The sequence below is a fragment of the uncultured Nocardioides sp. genome (assembly GCF_947488025.1).
In the GTDB taxonomy this organism is placed as follows: Bacteria; Actinomycetota; Actinomycetes; order Propionibacteriales; family Nocardioidaceae; genus Nocardioides.
This window is the reverse complement of sequence record NZ_CANKYS010000001.1, coordinates 428,418-445,063: the sequence shown is the minus strand read 5'-3', so window position 1 is coordinate 445,063 and position 16,646 is coordinate 428,418. Positions and strand designations below refer to the sequence as shown.

The following is a 16,646-nucleotide window of genomic DNA, read 5'->3' as shown; positions in this document are numbered from 1 at the left end:
GCGCCCGACCCCCATCGACCCGTCCCCCACACCAGGAGCACCTCGTGACGATCAGCCATGAACAGGCCGAATGGTTCAAGTCGACCTTCGACCAGCTCACCGACAACATGGAGAAGGCCGTCCTCGGCAAGCGCCACGTCGTCCGGCTCGCGCTGACCTGCCTGCTCTCGGAGGGGCACATCCTGCTCGAGGACTTTCCGGGCACGGGCAAGACGATGCTGGCCCGGGCGTTGGCCAACACGGTGCAGGGCAGCCACGCCCGCATCCAGTTCACGCCCGACCTGCTGCCCTCCGACGTCACCGGCGTCACGGTCTACGACCAGCACAAGGGCACGTTCGAGTTCCACCCGGGCCCGATCTTCCACACCATCGTGCTGGCCGACGAGATCAACCGTGCCTCGCCCAAGACGCAGTCGGCGCTGCTCGAGGTGATGGAGGAGGGGCGCGTCACCGTCGACGGCGTCGCGCACCCCGTCGGCCGGCCGTTCCTCGTCATCGCCACGCAGAACCCCATCGAGCAGGCCGGCACCTACCGGCTGCCCGAAGCCCAGCTCGACCGGTTCCTGATGAAGACCTCGGTCGGCTACCCCGACCGCCAGGCGACCGTCGAGCTGCTCAACAACGCGGCCGTCCGCGACCGCGCCGCCCTGGTCACGCCGGTGATCACCGCCGCCACGATCGCGCAGATGAGCGGTCTGGCGGACGAGGTCTACGTCGACCCCGCGGTCATCGGCTACGTCGCCGAGCTGGCCGAGGAGTCGCGCCGCCAGCCGCACGTCAAGCTCGGGCTGTCGGCGCGCGGGTGCCTGGCGTTCGTCCGCGTCGCGAAGACGTGGGCCGCCGCAGACGGTCGTGACCACGTGGTCCCCGACGACATCAAGGACCTCGCCGAGCCGGTGCTCTCGCACCGGCTGCTGCTCGACGCCGAGGCGCAGTTCAGCGGTGTCGACGTCCAGACCGTCATCTCGCGCCTGCTCGACGCCGTCGCGCCCCCGACCGACCGCGTAGGGGCCTGACGCGTCGATGAGGTCGATGAGGCAGCGGCTGAACCACGCGCTCGAGGTCATCAAGCCGATCGGCTGGTTGGTCCTCGGCCTCGGCCTGGGCGCGCTCCTGGTCGCCGTGGTCGCGCATTGGCGCGAGCTGGCGGTGCTGGGCACGGGGTGCCTGGTGCTGACGGTGCTCGCGCTGCCCTTCCTCCTCGGCCGTACGTCCGTGACGGTCGACCTGCGCCTGCAGCCCGAGCGGGTGGCGGCGGGGGAGTCGGTCGCGGCCGGCGTCCAGGTCGTCAACCGCGCCTCCTCCCGCCTGGTCCCGACGACGCTCGAGGTCCCGGTCGGGTCGGCGGTCCACCGCTACGGCATCAGCTCGCTCGCGCCCGGCGCGGCCCACGAGGAGTCGTTCACCATCCGCACCGAGCGACGCGGCGTGATCGCGGTCGGGCCGGCGATGACGCGACGGGGCGACCCGGTCGGCATCTTCTCCCGCGACGTGGTCTGGACGCCGGTGCGTGAGGTGCTCGTGCGCCCGCACCTCGTCCCGATGGAGTCCCTGGGCGCGGGCCTGATGCGCGACCTCGAGGGAGTCTCGACCGACGCCGTCAGCCAGAGCGACCTCGCCTTCCACGCGTTGCGCGAGTACGTCCCGGGTGACGATCTGCGCCACATCCACTGGCGGTCGTCGGCGAAGGTGATGGCCTCGACCGGCGAGTCGGCCCTCCTCGTGCGGCAGTACCTCGACACCCGCCGCAGCCACGCCACGATCGTCGTCGACGACCGGCTCGACGCCTGGTCCGACCCCGAGGACTTCGAGACCGCGATGGCGGTGGCCGCCTCCATCGCAGTGCGGGCGGTGCTCGACGAGTTCGACGTGTCGTTCGTGTGCGGCGCGCACGCGTCCTCGGGCTCCGACGGCCACCTCGCCCTCGACGCTGTCTGCCGCGCCGACTTCGGGGACCGCGGCCTGGTCGAGTCGGGTCGCCAGGCCACCATGCTGGCACCCGACACCAGCCTCGCCTTCTTCATCGGCGGCAGCGAGTCGCCGTTCACCGACCTGCTGCGTTCGTCCGCGGCCTTCCCGCCCGAGGTGCGTCGCTTCGGCATCGTGGTCGACCCCCACGGCACCAGCCGCGTCACCGAGACGGGCGGTCTCCCGGTGCTCCACCTCGCCGCCAAGGAAGACCTCGGCGGCCTCCTCCGCTGGAGCGTCCGATGAGACCGGACGCGTCGGCAACGGGCACCCGCACGCGCGTACGCCGCAGCGCCCTGGTGCCCGACCGCGACTCGTGGGTCGACATGGGCTTCGCGCTCGCCCTGGCCGCGGTGGCGCTGTCGGCCTTCGGGTCCTCGTTCACCGGTTCGGCCTACCTCGTGGTCGGCCTGCTCGGCGCCGTGCTCGCAGTCGTGGTCACCCACCTGACCCGCGCTGCGGGCTGGCCGGTCATCTCCGCGGTCGTGATCTGTCTCGTGCTGTTCTTCCTGCTCGGGGGACCGCTCTGCCTGCGCTCGCTGGGCGACGCCTACACCCTCCCCGGGGCATCGACCCTCGCCCGCGTCGCGGACCAGGCGATCTTCGGCTGGAAGGACCTGCTGACCACGCTGCCGCCCGTCGACGGCGACGGGCCGCTGCTGGTGCTGCCGTGGCTGGCGGGCATGGTCGCCGGACTGGTCGGCACCGCGCTCGCCCACCAGCCGGTGCGTCGCGCCTGGCTCGCAGCACTGCTGCCGGTGGCGGGGATGACCGTCGTCCTCTCCGCGGCGATCCTGCTCGGGGTGCGGCACCCCCAGTCCCTCGTCCTGCAGGGCGCCGTGTTCACCGCGCTGGCCCTCGGCTGGCTGGCGGTCCGGGCCCGCCGGGCGAGTGCCACCGTGCACGGGGGCAGCACGTCGTACGTCCGCGGTGTCGGCGCGGTCGTGATGCTGGGTCTCGCGGCGCTCCTCGCGCACCCGGTGAGCGCGCTGTTCGTCGCCGACGACTCCCGCCGTGCCGTGGCCCGCTCCTGGGTGGAGCCGCCCTTCGACATCGGCCGCTACCCCTCCCCGCTCGCCGGCTTCCGCAAGTACGTCGACCTCAAGGGCGAGCCCAACCCCGCCAACGTCTACGACAAGACGTTGCTCGACATCGACGGCGTCCCGGTCGGCACCCGGGTGCGGTTCGCGACGATGGACCGCTACGACGGGATGGTGTGGGGCGCCACCGACAACGCCCTGCCCGGCCCTGCCGACGACTCCTTCCAGCGTGTCTCGTCCACGATCGACAACCCGGTCCGGGGCACGGAGGTCGAGGCGAGCGTCACCCTCGGCGAGGGGTGGAGCGGGGTGTGGCTGCCCACCGTCGGCGCGTTGCGGTCGATGGCCTTCGAGACCAGTGACGCACGTGCCAAGGCCGAGGTGTTCCGCTACAACCTCGCCACCTCGACCGCCGTCGTCCCGACCGGGATGCAGCCCGGCGACCGCTACTCCTTCACCGCCGTTGAGCCCGACGACGAGCTCACCGACGAGACCGTCGGGTCGGCCGACCTGACGCCGCTGCCGGCGGGCGCGGCGTTCATCCAGGGCCCGGCCGAGAAGTGGAGCGAGGAGGGCGGCACCGACCCCATGGACCGCGTGCTGGCCGCGGCCGAGCACCTCCGCTCGGAGGGCAAGTACTCCGACGGCATCGGTCGCACCGAGCGCATCTACGTCGCCGGCCACAGCGCCTGGCGGCTGTCCGACGAGTTCGTCAACGCGCCGCAGATCGTCGGCAACGACGAGCAGTACGCCGCGACGATGGCACTGATCGCCAACGACATCGGTGTGCCCGCCCGCGTCGTGCTGGGCGCAGTCGTGCCGGAGGGCGGCCGGGTCACCGGCAAGGAGGTCGCGGCGTGGGTCGAGCTCCGCGCCGCCGACGGGTCGTGGAAGACCCTGCCGACCGAGATGTTCATGTCGGACACCCCGCCGGCCGACCAGGTGCCGGAGACCAACACGCCGATGTCCGGGACGGTCATCCCGCCGCCCAACCCGATCCCGCCGCCGTCGGACGCGGGGGAGCAGAGCGACGCCGACCTCAAGGAGCGCAAGGCCACCCGCAAGAAGAAGGCCGAGGAGGACGAGGAGAGCCTGATCCCGGGGCTTCCCGCGTGGGTCGGCATCGTGCTGACGTACGTCGGGGTGCCGTTGCTCGTGGCCGCGCTGCTGCTGGCCGCCGTGGTCGGGCTCAAGGCGTTCCGTCGGCACCGTCGGCGCAGCGCGGCCTCGCCCTCGGCGCGCTTCGTCGGTGCCTGGCGCGAGCTCGTGGACCACGCCCGCGACCTCGGTCAGCCCGTGCCGCTGGGCCCGACCGTCACCCGCCGCGAGCAGTCGGTCGGGATCGTGTCCGGGCAGGCCGGTGCACTGGCCCGCCGGGCCGACAGCTTCGTCTTCGGCCCGAGCGTGCCCGAGGTGGCCTCGGCGAGCACCTACTGGGAGTCGGTCGACGCCGAGCGCCGGGCGATGTCGCACGACGTGGGCCGGTGGCAGCGGGTCCGCGCTGCCGTCAGCCTCCGCTCCCTGCGGCGTACGACGTCCGCGCCCACGCGCGACGCAGCGCCGGCCCCGGTCGAGGACCCCGCCCCCGCGCCCGGGCGTGTCGCGGCGGTGACCCGGCGCCTGCGCGCCCTCGGTGATTGGCGTTCTCGACGCACGCCTGACTAAACTGGTGCGTCGGCCCAACGTGGGCTGTGTTTCGTGGCGCCTCGCGGCTGCCCGGAATCTCGTGTGATCGTCCCAGACGGCTGCACGCGTGCCCGGGGAAGAGGCTCCCCGGACCGCCTCACGAGGTCCACCGGCCACCTGCGCAGCAGGGTGCCGGGCGGTTCCCGGGCCACGGTAGACACCAGCATTTTGATCCAGCACTGCAACAGATTGTGGAGGACATGCCGAAGAAAGAAGGCGTGATCGAGATCGAGGGCACCGTCGTGGAGGCCCTTCCCAATGCCATGTTCCGCGTGGAGCTGGCCAACGGGCACAAGGTGCTCGCGCACATCAGCGGCAAGATGCGACAGCACTACATCCGGATCCTCCCCGAGGACCGGGTCGTGGTGGAGCTCTCGCCGTACGACCTCACGCGGGGTCGCATCGTCTACCGCTACAAGTAACCAGCCAGCCGAGTAGCAAGGATCGTTGACATGAAGGTCAACCCCAGCGTCAAGCCCATCTGTGACAAGTGCAAGGTCATCCGCCGTCACGGTCGGGTCATGGTCATCTGCGAGAACCCGCGCCACAAGCAGCGGCAAGGCTGAGACCAGCAGCACCTGCACCACCCCACAACGTGATCGCTAGACCGGGCACCGCCTGAGTCGAAGTCACCTCCGGAGCACCGGCCGGAGCCCACCCGAGGCGGGATGGGACGCGACACGAACCGAAACCGATGCGAGAACAGACAAGGAACCGCCACATGGCACGCCTCGTTGGTGTTGACCTCCCGCGCGACAAGCGCATCGAGGTCGCTCTCACCTACATCTACGGCATCGGCCGTACCCGCGCCCAGCAGCTGCTCGAGACCACCGGCGTCGACCCGAACGCTCGCGTTCACACGCTCGGTGACGAGGAGCTGGTCAAGCTTCGCGACGAGATCGAAGCCAACTTCAAGATCGAGGGTGACCTCCGCCGTGAGGTCCAGGCGGACATCCGCCGCAAGATCGAGATCGGCAGCTACCAGGGTCGCCGCCACCGCATGGGCCTCCCGGTCCGCGGTCAGCGCACCAAGACCAACGCGCGCACCCGCAAGGGTCCCAAGCGCACCGTCGCCGGCAAGAAGAAGGCGAAGTGATCTGCGCCCCTCATCGGGTGCAGCGCTGATCACTTCAGTCCCTACGCAAGCTTCCAGACCAGACCTCATCAGGAGTTACTGAATGCCTCCCAAGAGCCGCGCGACCAAGGTGCGCCGCAAGGAGAAGAAGAACGTCGCTCAGGGCGAAGCCCACATCAAGAGCACGTTCAACAACACCATCGTCACGATCACCGACCCGACCGGTGCGGTGATCTCGTGGGCCTCTGCCGGCACCGTCGGCTTCAAGGGCTCGCGCAAGTCCACCCCCTTCGCCGCCCAGATGGCTGCCGAGGCCGCCGGCCGTCGCGCCATGGACCACGGCATGAAGAAGATCGACGTCTTCGTCAAGGGCCCGGGCTCGGGTCGTGAGACCGCCATCCGGTCACTGGGTGCCATCGGCCTCGAGGTCGGCACCATCCAGGACGTCACGCCCACCCCGCACAACGGATGCCGGCCGCCCAAGCGCCGCCGCGTCTGACCCGAGACTGAGAAAGAGAGACTGACACATGGCCCGCTACACCGGTCCCATGACCCGCAAGTCGCGCCGTCTCGGTGTCGACCTCGTCGGCGGCGACGCTGCCTTCGAGAAGCGTCCCTACGCCCCCGGCCAGCACGGCCGCGGTCGCATCAAGGAGTCCGAGTACCTGCTGCAGCTCCGTGAGAAGCAGAAGGCGCGCTTCACCTACGGCGTGATGGAGAAGCAGTTCGTCCGCTACTACAAGGAGGCCAGCCGTCGCCAGGGCAAGACCGGCGACAACCTCCTGCAGCTCCTCGAGTGCCGCCTCGACAACGTGGTCTACCGCGCCGGGTTCGCCCGTACGCGTCGTCAGGCCCGCCAGCTCGTCGTGCACGGCCACTTCCTGGTCAACGGCAAGAAGGTCGACATCCCGTCCTACCAGGTCACCGACCACGACATCATCGACGTGCGCGAGAAGTCGCTCGAGCTGACCCCGCTCATCGTGGCCCGTGAGACCCACGGCGAGCGCGTCACCCCCGCCTGGATGGAGGTCATCCCGTCGCGGATGCGCGTCCTGATCCACCAGGTCCCGGTCCGGGCGCAGATCGACGTCCCGGTCCAGGAGCAGCTGATCGTGGAGTTCTACTCCAAGAAGTGATCCACCGCCGGTGGTCGCCCTCGGCGGGCGACCACCGGCTCAGCTCGTCCCATTCCTTCTTCTCCGCCAACCTCATCAGGTTCGGATCCGTCAAATAGTGGGTGGATCCGGAAAGGAAAAACTCCGTGCTTATCGCTCAGCGCCCTACCCTCACGGAAGAGACCGTCGACGAGTTCCGTTCGCGGTTCGTCATCGAGCCCCTCGAGCCCGGCTTCGGCTACACGCTCGGCAACTCGCTGCGTCGTACGCTCCTCAGCTCGATCCCCGGTGCCTCCGTCACCAGCATCAAGGTCGACTCGGTGCTCCACGAGTTCTCGACCATCGAGGGCGTCACCGAGGACATGACCGAGATCATCCTCAACCTCAAGGGCATCGTCGTCTCCTCCGAGCACGACGAGCCGGTCGTGATGTACCTGCGCAAGTCCGGCGCCGGTGACGTCACCGCCGCCGACATCACCCCGCCCGCCGGCGTCGAGGTGCACAACCCCGACCTCAAGATCGCCACGCTGTCAGACAAGGGCAAGCTGGAGATGGAGCTCGTCGTCGAGCGCGGCCGCGGCTACGTCTCGTCCGTGCAGAACAAGGGTGCCGACAACGAGATCGGCCGGATGCCGGTCGACTCGATCTACAGCCCCGTCATGAAGGTGACCTACAAGGTCGAGGCCACCCGTGTCGAGCAGCGCACCGACTTCGACAAGCTCGTCATCGACGTCGAGACCAAGCAGTCGATCCGTCCCCGCGACGCGATCGCCTCGGCCGGCAAGACGCTCGTCGAGCTGTTCGGCCTGGCCCGTGAGCTCAACGTCGAGGCCGAGGGCATCGACATCGGCCCGTCGCCCGTCGACGAGCAGCTGGCTGCCGACCTGGCCCTGCCGGTCGAGGACCTGCAGCTCACGGTCCGCAGCTACAACTGCCTCAAGCGCGAGGGCATCCACACCGTGGGCGAGCTCATCTCGCGCTCGGAGCAGGACCTGCTCGACATCCGCAACTTCGGCGCGAAGTCCATCGACGAGGTGAAGGCCAAGCTCGTCGAGATGGGCCTCTCGCTCAAGGACAGCGCGCCCGGCTTCGACCCGCACGCCGCCCTCGCCGCCTACGGCGACGATGACGACGATGCGTTCATCGAGGACGAGCAGCTCTGATCTGAGCGGCGCTGGCACGCGCCTCGCGGCGTTGTCGTCGGTCGACGTCCAAACCCGGGACGCCTTCCTCCTCCGCCTTGCGTGGCACGCACCATCACCACCCAGATCCACTGAAACCCATCTACTCGAGTACCTGATACGGCTCGGGAGAAACGAGAAGACCAATGCCCAAGCCCAAGAAGGGCCCCCGCCTCGGCGGCAGCCCCGCCCACCAGCGCCTGATGCTGTCGAACCTGGCCACCGCCCTGTTCGAGCACGGCCGGATCACCACCACCGAGACCCGCGCGCGCCTGCTGCGCCCGGTCGCGGAGAAGCTGATCACCAAGGCCAAGCGCGGCGACCTGCACAACCGTCGTGAGGTCCTCAAGACCGTCCGCGACAAGTCGGTCGTGCACACGCTGTTCACCGAGATCGCGCCGACCTTCGCCGAGCGTCCCGGTGGCTACACCCGCATCACCAAGATCGGCCCCCGCAAGGGCGACAACGCCCCCATGGCGGTCATCGAGCTGGTGACCGAGGCCTACAGCCCGAAGGCGCCTTCGACCAAGAAGACGTCGGCTGCTGCCGCTCCGGCGCCCGCCGCCGACGAGCCGGTCGAGGACACCACCGCCGAGACCGCTTCGGCCGAGGAGCACGAGGCCGCGGCCGCCGAGCACGAGGCTGCTGCCGAGGCACACGAGGCTGCCGCCGAGGAGCACGAGGCTGCTGCCGCCGAGCACGAGGCCGCCGCTGAGGCTGCCGAGGAGTCGGACGAGCCCAAGGCCTGATCCCAGGTCCTCACCGAGGCCCGTCACCCCGCTGGGGGTGGCGGGCCTTCGTGCGTCCGGGGCGGCGTACGACGACACGCGGGGGAGCGGTGGCCCAGCCAGGTTCTGGGCGCGCAAAAAGGTGGCTCACGCACCGCTGGTCGTCATGGCGGTGAGTGGTGCAGGTTCGGAGGGCCGAGAAGGTGTCTCACCCACCGCTCGGCGGGGCTCAGAGGCGGGCGAGGACCTCGGCGGCGTCGAGGCTGCGGGGGGCGCCGCCGGTGGCGGCGAGGTGGCGGGTGGCCGCGACCACGGCGTCGTTGACCGGCGTGGGGACGCCGTGCAGCCGGCCCTGGAGCACGACCTCCCCGGCGAGGTAATCGATCTCCGAGTCGCCGGTGCCGCGGGTGAGGCTCTGCCAGGTGGAGCCGCCGCGACGCTCGAGGTCCGGCCGGCGCTGCAGGGTCGCGCCGCGCCGCTCGCGCTCCTCCTCGGCCGTGACGACGGTCAGGCCGGCCGCGGCCAGCACCCGCTCGCCCTCGGCCTGGGCCCGCTCGGCGAGCTCGGCGGCAGCGTCGCCCTGGGCGAAGGACGCGTCGACCCCGTTGCCGAGGTTCATCACGAGCTTGCGGCGCTTCATCGCCATGATGTCGGCGCGCTCCTCCGACGCGATCCCTGCGGCGCGGAGGTCTGCGGCCACGGCAGCGGTGGTGGCGTCGGTGCCACCGGGGAAGCAGCCGATGTCGAGGATCGCCGGCGTCGGGTGGCACGACGCCACCACCACGCCGGGCTCGAGGTGGGTCGCCGGGAGCATCACGCAGACGGCGTACGTCCTCGCGAACAGGCGCAGTGCAGCAGCCTCGGTGGCGATGCCGTTGGTGGCGCAGACCACGGGTACGTCGGCCGGGGCGTGGGCGCGGAGGTCGGCGAGGGCGGCGGTCGCCTGGTGGGACTTCACCGCCAGCACCACGACGGTGTCGTCGGTCCACCGGACCTCGGCCGCCGTGTCGGTGGCCGGGGCGTCGATGCGGTGGCGGCCGTCCCCGGCGTCGAGCACCAGGCCCTCCGCCCTGATGGCCTCGAGGTGGGCGCCCCGAGCCACCAGCGTGACCGCGTGGCCGGCCCGGGCGAGCGTGCCGCCGATGACTCCACCGACGGCGCCAGCACCGTAGACGACGTACCTCATGGCCTCGACCCTACGAGGGGTCAGCGGCGCACGCGGAACCGGAGGTGGAGGACCCGGTCGCCCTGGACGACGACCTCCGGGTCGTCGAGGAGGTGCTGGGTCTCGACCGCGCCGAAGTAGCGCTTGCCGGTGCCGAGGACCACCGGCACGACGTCCATGGCCACCTCGTCGACGAGACCGAGGGCGAGGGCCTGTCCGCCCACGTCGCCGGCGGCGACGGACACCGTCCGGTTGCCGGCCAGGTCACGCGCGGTGGCGATCGCCGTGGTCACGTCGTCGACGAAGTGGTACGACGCCTCCGGGTGCCACCCCTCTGGCTTCGGTCGGTGCGACACCACGACCACGTGGTCACCCGTCGGGGGACGCCCCTCCCACCCGTTGGTGATGTCGAACAGGTGGCGCCCGATCACCATGCAGCCGATGGAGTCCCACACGGGGCGGACGTAGTCGTACGACGTCTGCGACACCCGCAGTCCGCCGGGCGCCGGGTCGGCCATGTCCTGGGCGTCCAGCGCCCGGTCGCCGTTGAAGTACCACTCGAACAGGGGGCCCGGATCGTCGTGCAGGTCGGCGATGAATCCGTCCACCGAGACCACGTTGCTCATCACCACGGTGCTCATGGGGTGCCTCCGGTGCCGGCGCGCCAGGCGGGATCGCGACCGACGAAGCCCATGAGCCGGTCGACGACGGGCGCGTCGTCCGGCACGGGGACCGCGGGGCCGTACTGCCCGGAGTCGCGGAGCAGCTGCTCGATCGGGCGCATCCCCTCCAGCAGCTGGCCGGCGTAGTCGTCGTCGAGCCCCGGCTCATGGCCGCCGGCACGGGCGAGGTCCCACGAGTGCATGAAGACGTCGGCGGTGTAGAAGCGGTCGACCGCGTCGGCGAGCCGGTGGCTGCCGGCGCGGGGATGGGTGAACGGTTCGTGGCCCCGCTCCTCGACGAGGGCCTGCACGGCGACGGCCTGGTGCCGCCACGCAGCGACCGGGTCGTCGTCCGCCGAGGGGCCGGCGGACAGGTCGACGCCGCCGCCTGCCAGGAAGGGCGGGAACCAGCCGACGAGGTGGCCGACGACGTCGCGAGCCGTCCACCCGTCGACCGGGGCGGGCGCCGACCAGTCGGTCGTCTGCGCCACCAGCCGCCCGAAGCCCCCGGCGACCGCCGCGTGGCGGTCCGCCGGGTCGTCGGGGAGGGCCATCAGAGGGTGCCCTCGGCGAGCATCCGGTCGATGGCGGCGTAGCCGTCGTGGACGCCGACCTCCATGCCGCTGCTCAGCCAGCCGTCGCGTGCCTCGAAGGAGTCGCACAGGCTGAAGGCGTGGAGCCGGGTGCGGCCGTCGCCGAGGTCCTCGAAGGTCATCGTCTCCAGCGCGACGGCGTCGGGCATCCCGTCCCAGGTGAAGGTCTGGACGAGGCGGTCCTCGCGCACGGTGTGGAAGCACCCGTGGAAGGAGGTCTCGAACTCGTCGCGGCCCTCGAGGCCGCGGGCGGTGTAGCGCCAGCAGCCGCCCTCGCGCGCGTCCCACTCGGTGATCTCGGCGCCGACGCTGCTCGGACCGCTCCACTGGGCGAAGAGATCGCGGTCGGTGTGGGCGCGGAACAGCTGGGCGGGCGTCGCGGCGAAGTCGCGCCAGATGTGGATGGCCGGCACGGTCGGGTCGGCCTCGATGGCGGCCTCGGGGTAGCGGGTGGCAGCGTCGTTGCTCTGCACGGTGGTCATGATGCGGTTCCTTCCTGCGGGTGGGTGGAGCTGGGGTCGTCGTCGTCCTGCATCCGCGCGAGCACGGCGTCGAGGCGCCCGAAGCGTTCCTCGGCCTGTCGGCGGTAGCGCTCGATCCATTTCGTCATGAGGTCGAACACCTCGGCTTCCAGGTGCACCGGACGTCGTTGGGCCTCCCGCGTCCGCGTCACCAGGCCGGCGTCCTCGAGCACCTTGAGGTGCTTCGAGACGGCCTGCAGGCTCACGTCGTAGGGCGCGGCCAGGTCGTTGACGGAGTGGTCGCCCTCGGTGAGGCGGGCGACCATGTCGCGCCGGGTCGGGTCGGCCAGTGCGGCGAAGACACGGGAGAGCTGGTCGGTCACGGAGCACCCTTCTTCAACTGATTGGTTGAATAGAAGGTAGGCCGCCGCGGCAGCAGTTGTCAACCACTTGGTTGACAAAGGTCGGGCGGGATCGGGGTGGGCGCGGTCGACGCCTAGGATCGCTGTCGTGCGCCTGCGGATCGACTGTGCCTACGACGGCGCCGACTTCTCCGGCTGGGCCGCCCAGCCGGGGCGTCGTACGGTCCAGGGAACGCTGGAAGCCGCGCTGGCCACCGCGCTGCGGGTGCCGGAGGTGCGCGTGACCGTGGCCGGTCGCACCGATGCCGGCGTCCACGCGCGCGGGCAGGTGGCGCACGTGGACGTCGTCGCCGACCTGTTGGCCGCCTCCGCCGGACGCTCCCAGGACCCCCCGGCGCAGGCCTTGGCGCGGCGCGTGGACGGGATCCTGCCGCCGGACGTGCGGGTACGCCGGATGGTGGAGGCGCCCGACGGGTTCGACGCCCGGTTCTCGGCGGTCTGGCGGCGCTACGCCTACCGCATCGCCGACGCCCAGGAGCTCGCCGACCCGCTCGTGCGCGGCCACGTGCTGACCTGGGGCAGGCGCCTCGACCTCGACGCGATGAACGAGGCGTCCGCGCCCCTGCTCGGCCTCCGCGACTACGCCTCCTTCTGCAAGCAGCGGGAGGGCGCGACCACCGTCCGCACCCTGCTCGACCTCGACTGGCGCCGCGACGACGCCGGCCTCGTCGTCGGCACCGTCCGCGCCGACGCCTTCTGCCACAACATGGTGCGCGCGCTGGTCGGCTGCCTCATCGCGGTCGGCGAGGGACGGCAGCCCGTCGGCTGGCCGGCCGAGGTGATGGCCGGGCGGCGACGCGACCAGGGGGTGCGTGTGGTGCACGCCCACGGCCTCACGCTGGAGGAGGTCGGCTATCCCGACGACGACGAGCTGGCCGCCCAGGCCGAGCGCGCACGAGCCCGACGAGAGGCGATCGATGCCTGAGCACTACTTCACCGCCGACCCCGGCGTGCCCTTCGAGCGGGAGAGCTTCACCGCCGACCTGTGGGGCCACGCCCTGACGCTCGACACCGGGTCGGGTGTCTTCAGCCGCGGCCACCTCGACCACGCGACCGCCGTGCTCTTCAAGGAGCTCGAGCCGCCCGTGCAGGGCCAGTTCCTCGACCTGGGCTGCGGCTACGGCGTGATCGGCCTGGCGATCGCGAAGGCGGTGCCGCTGGCCAACGTGACCGGTGTCGACGTCAACGAGCGCGCACTGCTGCTGGCCAACGACAACGCCCGCGCCGCCGGCCTCGACTCGCGCTTCGTGGCCTGCCTGCCCGAGCAGGTGCCGGGCAACCAGGTCTTCGACGAGATCTGGTCCAACCCGCCGATCCGCATCGGCAAGGAGGCGCTCCACGAGCTGCTCCTCACCTGGTTGCCCCGTCTGGCCCCCGGCGGCCGGATGGTCAGCGTCGTCGGCAAGAACCTCGGCGCCGACTCCCTCCAGCGGTGGCTGACCGAGCAGGGCTGGCCGACCGAGCGCCTCGCCAGCAGCAAGGGCTTCCGCGTGCTGGAGACCCGGCGGGCCGAGGCGCCCGCCTAGGCTCCGCCGTCCAGGAACATCCGCAGCCGGGTGTGGGTGTGGCCCGGGTCCTGCGGCAGGTGGCCGTTGACCGCGCGGCAGATCCAGCCCAGGCGCGTGGCGACCCGCGCCGCCTCGTGGAGGTCGGCGTCCGTCAGCGGGTAGCGCTCGGCGTAGGGGCGCAGGTAGGACGTCCGGTAGGGCTCGACGTCCTCGGACCCCTCCTCGTCGTCGACACCCCACGCCACCACGCCCTCCAGCGTGACCGCGAGGGTGAAGAAGGGGTGGGAGACGCAGGCGTCACCCCAGTCGAGCACCTGGTGCACGCCGTTGCCGAGGAAGACCTGACCGTCGTGGAGGTCGTCGTGCTGGACGGTCTCCTCGATGCCGAACGCGGCCAGCCGCTCGCACAGGTCGGCGATCGCGCCTGCGCCCGGCAGGCGCGGGTCCGTGTCGTCGAGGCGCGCGAGGAGGTCGTCGTACGCCTCGGGCAGCGTGGTGAGCCGCCGGTCGGGGAGCCCGGCTGCCAGGAGCGCGTCGACCTCGTCCTCGCACGCGACCTGGATCCGGGCGTAGGCCTCCAGCACGTCGTGCCACCGCTCGAGGCTGCGCTCGACGGGGATGACGTCGCGCAGGCGGGGGCCGGCGTCCGCGAGCAGCAGCCAGCCGGTGCGCGGATCCCCGGCCAGCGGCGTCGGCACCCGCCCGGCGGAGCGTGGCGCCACCAGTGCCGTCACGGCCGCCTCGTGGCGCATGCTCTCGTCGTTGGCCTTGAACCACACCGGTCCGTCCTCCGTCGGCACCCGCATGACCGTCGACCAGTCGGTGACGTGGGGCTGCTCGATCGCCCCGACGACGGCGCGGTCGCACTCGCTCAGCCGGTCGGCGATCCAGGCGTGGGCGGCGTCGAGGAAGCCGGGGTCGCGCCACCGGTCGCTGAGCCCGGGCGAGGCAGGAGTGGTCGGCATGGCGGGCATCCAATCCCGGTCCGGGCCGCGCCGGCAACGCCATTTCGGGCGGACCGGTCGTCAGGCCGGCCGCGTCGCGACGAGGACGCCGATCTTGTCGATGCGGTGCTCGGGGTTGTCGAACTCGTCGGACCAGTAGTTGCCGGCGGCGTGGTCCTCGAGCGTGGCGCAGGTGGACAGCGTGATCATCGGCCTCGTCGCGTCCGCGGCAGGCCGGCCGGGCACCTCGGCGCGCTGGGCGCGGAGGGAGGCCGGCTGCCGGAACGACGTCCAGCGGGTACGCCGTACCTCGTAGACGTGGACGGTGTCACCGGTGCGGACCAGGATCCGGTCACCGCGGTCCAGCAAGGGAGAGTTGCGCAGGGGAGCGGTCCCGGTCAGCCGGTGCCCGGTGACGATGTAGTTGCCGACCTCGCCGGGCCCCGTGCCGCCGCGCGGTCCGCGGGGCGAAGCCATCTCGCCGGCGTTCTGCAGGGCGGTCCCGGGGGCGTCGTCGGGTGACCCGCGGTAGCGCACCACCGGGAAGTCGCGCAGGCCGATCGCGGGGATGGTGACGAACGAGCGGCGCGGCTCGGGTGTCGTCTTCTCGACGGGCGGGGTCGGCTGCTCGGCGGGTGGGGAGGACGGCGTCGCGCTGGGTGGGCTGGTGGGTGGGCTGGCGGGCGTCCGGGCGGGCTCACTCGTCGTACGTCGCGCGCCCTCGGCCGAGCAGCCCGACACCACCGCGACGACGGCCGCGGCGAGGAGGGCGACGACGCTCCGGACCACCGTTCCACCGTACGCAGCGGGTGGTCGCCCTCACCCCAGCCGGACCGGCAGGGCTGCCACGCCGTGGACGATGGCGAGCTCGGTGAACCGCAGGTCGGTGGGGTCGCAGGCGAGTGCCAGGTCGGGGAACCTGCGGGCCAGTGCGACGAGGGCGGTGCGCAGCTCCATCCGGGCCAGCTCGGCACCGACGCACCGGTGCAGCCCGTGGCCGAAGGCGAGGGTGCCCGCTCCGGCGGAGGTCGGGTCGAACTGCTCGGGGTCGACGCGGTGGGCCGGGTCGCGCTCGGCTCCGGTCAGCGAGACGAGGACGATGTCGCCCTGCTGGACGACCTGGTCGCCGACCGTGATCTCGTGGCGTGCGATGCGGGGGAACGCCATCTGCACCGGGCACACGAAGCGCAGCAGCTCCTCGACCACCCGGTCGACCTCGGCGGGCTCGCCTCGCTGCAGGGTCGCCCACGCTGCCGGGTGCTGGAGCAGCACCCAGGTGCCGAGCGAGAGCATGCTGGCGCTGGTCTCGTAGCCGCCGAGGAAGACCCCGTCTGCCAGGCCGCCCAGCTCGACGTCGTCGAAGTCGGCGCCGTGCTCGGCCACCATCTGCGCCACCAGCCCGTCGGGGAGGTGCGGGCTGCGCCGTTCGGACGCGACCAGGTCGATCAGGAACTGCCGGGTGCCGGCGGCGGTGTCGAAGATCCCGCTGCCCGCGTCGCGGAGGTCGAAGCGGGCAGCGCCGTGCCGCCGGAACTCGTCGCGGTCGACCTCGGGCATGCCGAGCAGGTCGCAGATGACCCCGAACGGGACCCGGAAGCCGAACCGCTCGACGAGGTCGACCACCGGTCCGTGGGCGGCCATGTCGTCGAGCGCGGCAGCGACGACGCGGTCGATGTCGTCCTGGAGCTCGGCCATCCTGCGGCGGGTGAACCACGGCGTGAGAACACCGCGCAGACGTCCGTGGTCGGGCTGGTCGGTCATCCCGAGCCCACCGATCCGCTCGGCCGGCGATCGGTCCTGACGGCCGATGATGTCGCGCACGTCGTTGGCGAACGAGCCGGAGTCGGCCAGCACGGCCCGCGCCGGGCCGTACCCCGTGACCAGCCAGACCCGGGTGCCCAACAGGCTCGCCAGGCGCACCACCTCACCGGTCTCACGCGTCGTCGCCAGCCGGGCGACCGGGTCGACCCCGTCGCGCTCGAGCGGGAACCGGATCCCCGCCGGCACGCGGCGCACGTAGGGCACCCGCCGTGCGGTCGACAGCGCGAGCCGGAAGGCGGTCCCGCGCAGCGAGGAGGTCATGCACCCAGTCAAGCCC

Annotated in this window: 20 protein-coding genes; 12 read left to right on the top strand and 8 right to left on the bottom strand. The window is 71.7% G+C overall.

From position 1 onward, the window contains the following. Nucleotides 1-44 precede the first annotated feature (44 nt). The 10 genes from Q1B24_RS02030 to rplQ all read left to right on the top strand — a co-directional run bounded on the left by Q1B24_RS02030 (nucleotide 45) and on the right by rplQ (nucleotide 8,814). A complete protein-coding gene (locus Q1B24_RS02030) occupies nucleotides 45-1,016 on the top strand; it encodes a MoxR family ATPase (RefSeq protein ID WP_299922671.1) in 972 nt (323 codons plus the stop codon). A 16-nt stretch (nucleotides 1,017-1,032) separates the two neighbouring features. Then, nucleotides 1,033-2,214, top strand: a complete 1,182-nt coding sequence (locus Q1B24_RS02025; RefSeq protein WP_299922669.1) for a DUF58 domain-containing protein — start codon at nucleotides 1,033-1,035, stop codon at nucleotides 2,212-2,214. Further along, on the top strand, nucleotides 2,211-4,673 hold the full coding sequence (locus Q1B24_RS02020) for a transglutaminase domain-containing protein (protein ID WP_299922667.1): 2,463 nt from the start codon (nucleotides 2,211-2,213) through the stop codon (nucleotides 4,671-4,673). The genes Q1B24_RS02025 and Q1B24_RS02020 overlap by 4 nt, the downstream gene beginning before the upstream one ends. Nucleotides 4,674-4,894: 221 nt before the next feature. Further along, nucleotides 4,895-5,116 carry a translation initiation factor IF-1 gene (infA, locus tag Q1B24_RS02015; RefSeq protein ID WP_056599768.1) on the top strand — a complete coding sequence of 74 codons (222 nt, stop codon included), beginning with the start codon at nucleotides 4,895-4,897 and terminating at the stop codon, nucleotides 5,114-5,116. A gap of 30 nt (nucleotides 5,117-5,146) precedes the next feature. Then, nucleotides 5,147-5,260 carry a 50S ribosomal protein L36 gene (gene rpmJ / locus Q1B24_RS02010; RefSeq protein WP_004008316.1) on the top strand — a complete coding sequence of 38 codons (114 nt, stop codon included), beginning with the start codon at nucleotides 5,147-5,149 and terminating at the stop codon, nucleotides 5,258-5,260. A 155-nt stretch (nucleotides 5,261-5,415) separates the two neighbouring features. Next, the gene (rpsM, locus tag Q1B24_RS02005) at nucleotides 5,416-5,790 is read left to right on the top strand and encodes a 30S ribosomal protein S13 (RefSeq protein ID WP_172262137.1); all 375 of its coding nucleotides are present in this window, start codon (nucleotides 5,416-5,418) and stop codon (nucleotides 5,788-5,790) included. An 82-nt stretch (nucleotides 5,791-5,872) separates the two neighbouring features. Continuing rightward, nucleotides 5,873-6,268, top strand: coding sequence for a 30S ribosomal protein S11 (gene rpsK / locus Q1B24_RS02000; protein WP_056906616.1), 396 nt, complete (start codon nucleotides 5,873-5,875; stop codon nucleotides 6,266-6,268). A 28-nt stretch (nucleotides 6,269-6,296) separates the two neighbouring features. Then, complete coding sequence (gene rpsD / locus Q1B24_RS01995; RefSeq protein WP_299922661.1) at nucleotides 6,297-6,905, top strand: 30S ribosomal protein S4; 609 nt, start codon at nucleotides 6,297-6,299, stop codon at nucleotides 6,903-6,905. A 125-nt stretch (nucleotides 6,906-7,030) separates the two neighbouring features. Beyond that, nucleotides 7,031-8,047 carry a DNA-directed RNA polymerase subunit alpha gene (locus Q1B24_RS01990; RefSeq protein ID WP_299922660.1) on the top strand — a complete coding sequence of 339 codons (1,017 nt, stop codon included), beginning with the start codon at nucleotides 7,031-7,033 and terminating at the stop codon, nucleotides 8,045-8,047. 164 nt (nucleotides 8,048-8,211) lie between these two features. Continuing rightward, nucleotides 8,212-8,814 (top strand): 50S ribosomal protein L17, encoded by a 603-nt coding sequence (gene rplQ / locus Q1B24_RS01985; protein ID WP_299922658.1) that lies wholly within the window; start codon nucleotides 8,212-8,214, stop codon nucleotides 8,812-8,814. A 208-nt stretch (nucleotides 8,815-9,022) separates the two neighbouring features. Here rplQ and Q1B24_RS01980 read toward each other — a convergent pair whose 3' ends face one another. From Q1B24_RS01980 to Q1B24_RS01960, 5 genes are read right to left on the bottom strand one after another with little or no spacing between them, the layout of a single operon-like run. Further along, nucleotides 9,023-9,979 (bottom strand): ketopantoate reductase family protein, encoded by a 957-nt coding sequence (locus Q1B24_RS01980; RefSeq protein ID WP_299922656.1) that lies wholly within the window; start codon nucleotides 9,977-9,979, stop codon nucleotides 9,023-9,025. A 20-nt stretch (nucleotides 9,980-9,999) separates the two neighbouring features. Further along, nucleotides 10,000-10,599: a dihydrofolate reductase gene (locus tag Q1B24_RS01975; protein ID WP_299922654.1), complete on the bottom strand. Its 600-nt coding sequence runs from the start codon at nucleotides 10,597-10,599 to the stop codon at nucleotides 10,000-10,002. Continuing rightward, the gene (locus tag Q1B24_RS01970) at nucleotides 10,596-11,174 is read right to left on the bottom strand and encodes a maleylpyruvate isomerase N-terminal domain-containing protein (protein WP_299922652.1); all 579 of its coding nucleotides are present in this window, start codon (nucleotides 11,172-11,174) and stop codon (nucleotides 10,596-10,598) included. The genes Q1B24_RS01975 and Q1B24_RS01970 overlap by 4 nt, the downstream gene beginning before the upstream one ends. After that, nucleotides 11,174-11,695, bottom strand: a complete 522-nt coding sequence (locus Q1B24_RS01965; protein ID WP_299922650.1) for an SRPBCC domain-containing protein — start codon at nucleotides 11,693-11,695, stop codon at nucleotides 11,174-11,176. The genes Q1B24_RS01970 and Q1B24_RS01965 overlap by 1 nt, the downstream gene beginning before the upstream one ends. Next, complete coding sequence (locus Q1B24_RS01960; RefSeq protein ID WP_299922648.1) at nucleotides 11,692-12,057, bottom strand: metalloregulator ArsR/SmtB family transcription factor; 366 nt, start codon at nucleotides 12,055-12,057, stop codon at nucleotides 11,692-11,694. The genes Q1B24_RS01965 and Q1B24_RS01960 overlap by 4 nt, the downstream gene beginning before the upstream one ends. A gap of 127 nt (nucleotides 12,058-12,184) precedes the next feature. On the opposite strand from Q1B24_RS01960, the gene truA reads away from it, so the two are divergent. Next, nucleotides 12,185-13,021 carry a tRNA pseudouridine(38-40) synthase TruA gene (gene truA / locus Q1B24_RS01955; RefSeq protein WP_299922646.1) on the top strand — a complete coding sequence of 279 codons (837 nt, stop codon included), beginning with the start codon at nucleotides 12,185-12,187 and terminating at the stop codon, nucleotides 13,019-13,021. Then, nucleotides 13,014-13,622 (top strand): methyltransferase, encoded by a 609-nt coding sequence (locus Q1B24_RS01950; RefSeq protein WP_299922644.1) that lies wholly within the window; start codon nucleotides 13,014-13,016, stop codon nucleotides 13,620-13,622. Before truA ends, Q1B24_RS01950 begins: the two co-directional genes overlap by 8 nt. Here the strand turns inward: Q1B24_RS01950 and Q1B24_RS01945 are convergent. From Q1B24_RS01945 to Q1B24_RS01935, 3 genes are read right to left on the bottom strand one after another with little or no spacing between them, the layout of a single operon-like run. After that, the gene (locus Q1B24_RS01945; protein WP_299922642.1) at nucleotides 13,619-14,569 is read right to left on the bottom strand and encodes a phosphotransferase; all 951 of its coding nucleotides are present in this window, start codon (nucleotides 14,567-14,569) and stop codon (nucleotides 13,619-13,621) included. The genes Q1B24_RS01950 and Q1B24_RS01945 overlap by 4 nt on opposite strands. Before the next feature lie 60 nt (nucleotides 14,570-14,629). Then, the gene (locus tag Q1B24_RS01940; RefSeq protein ID WP_299922639.1) at nucleotides 14,630-15,337 is read right to left on the bottom strand and encodes a sortase; all 708 of its coding nucleotides are present in this window, start codon (nucleotides 15,335-15,337) and stop codon (nucleotides 14,630-14,632) included. A 30-nt stretch (nucleotides 15,338-15,367) separates the two neighbouring features. Continuing rightward, complete coding sequence (locus tag Q1B24_RS01935) at nucleotides 15,368-16,630, bottom strand: cytochrome P450 (RefSeq protein ID WP_299922638.1); 1,263 nt, start codon at nucleotides 16,628-16,630, stop codon at nucleotides 15,368-15,370. Between the last annotated feature and the right edge of the window lie 16 nt (nucleotides 16,631-16,646).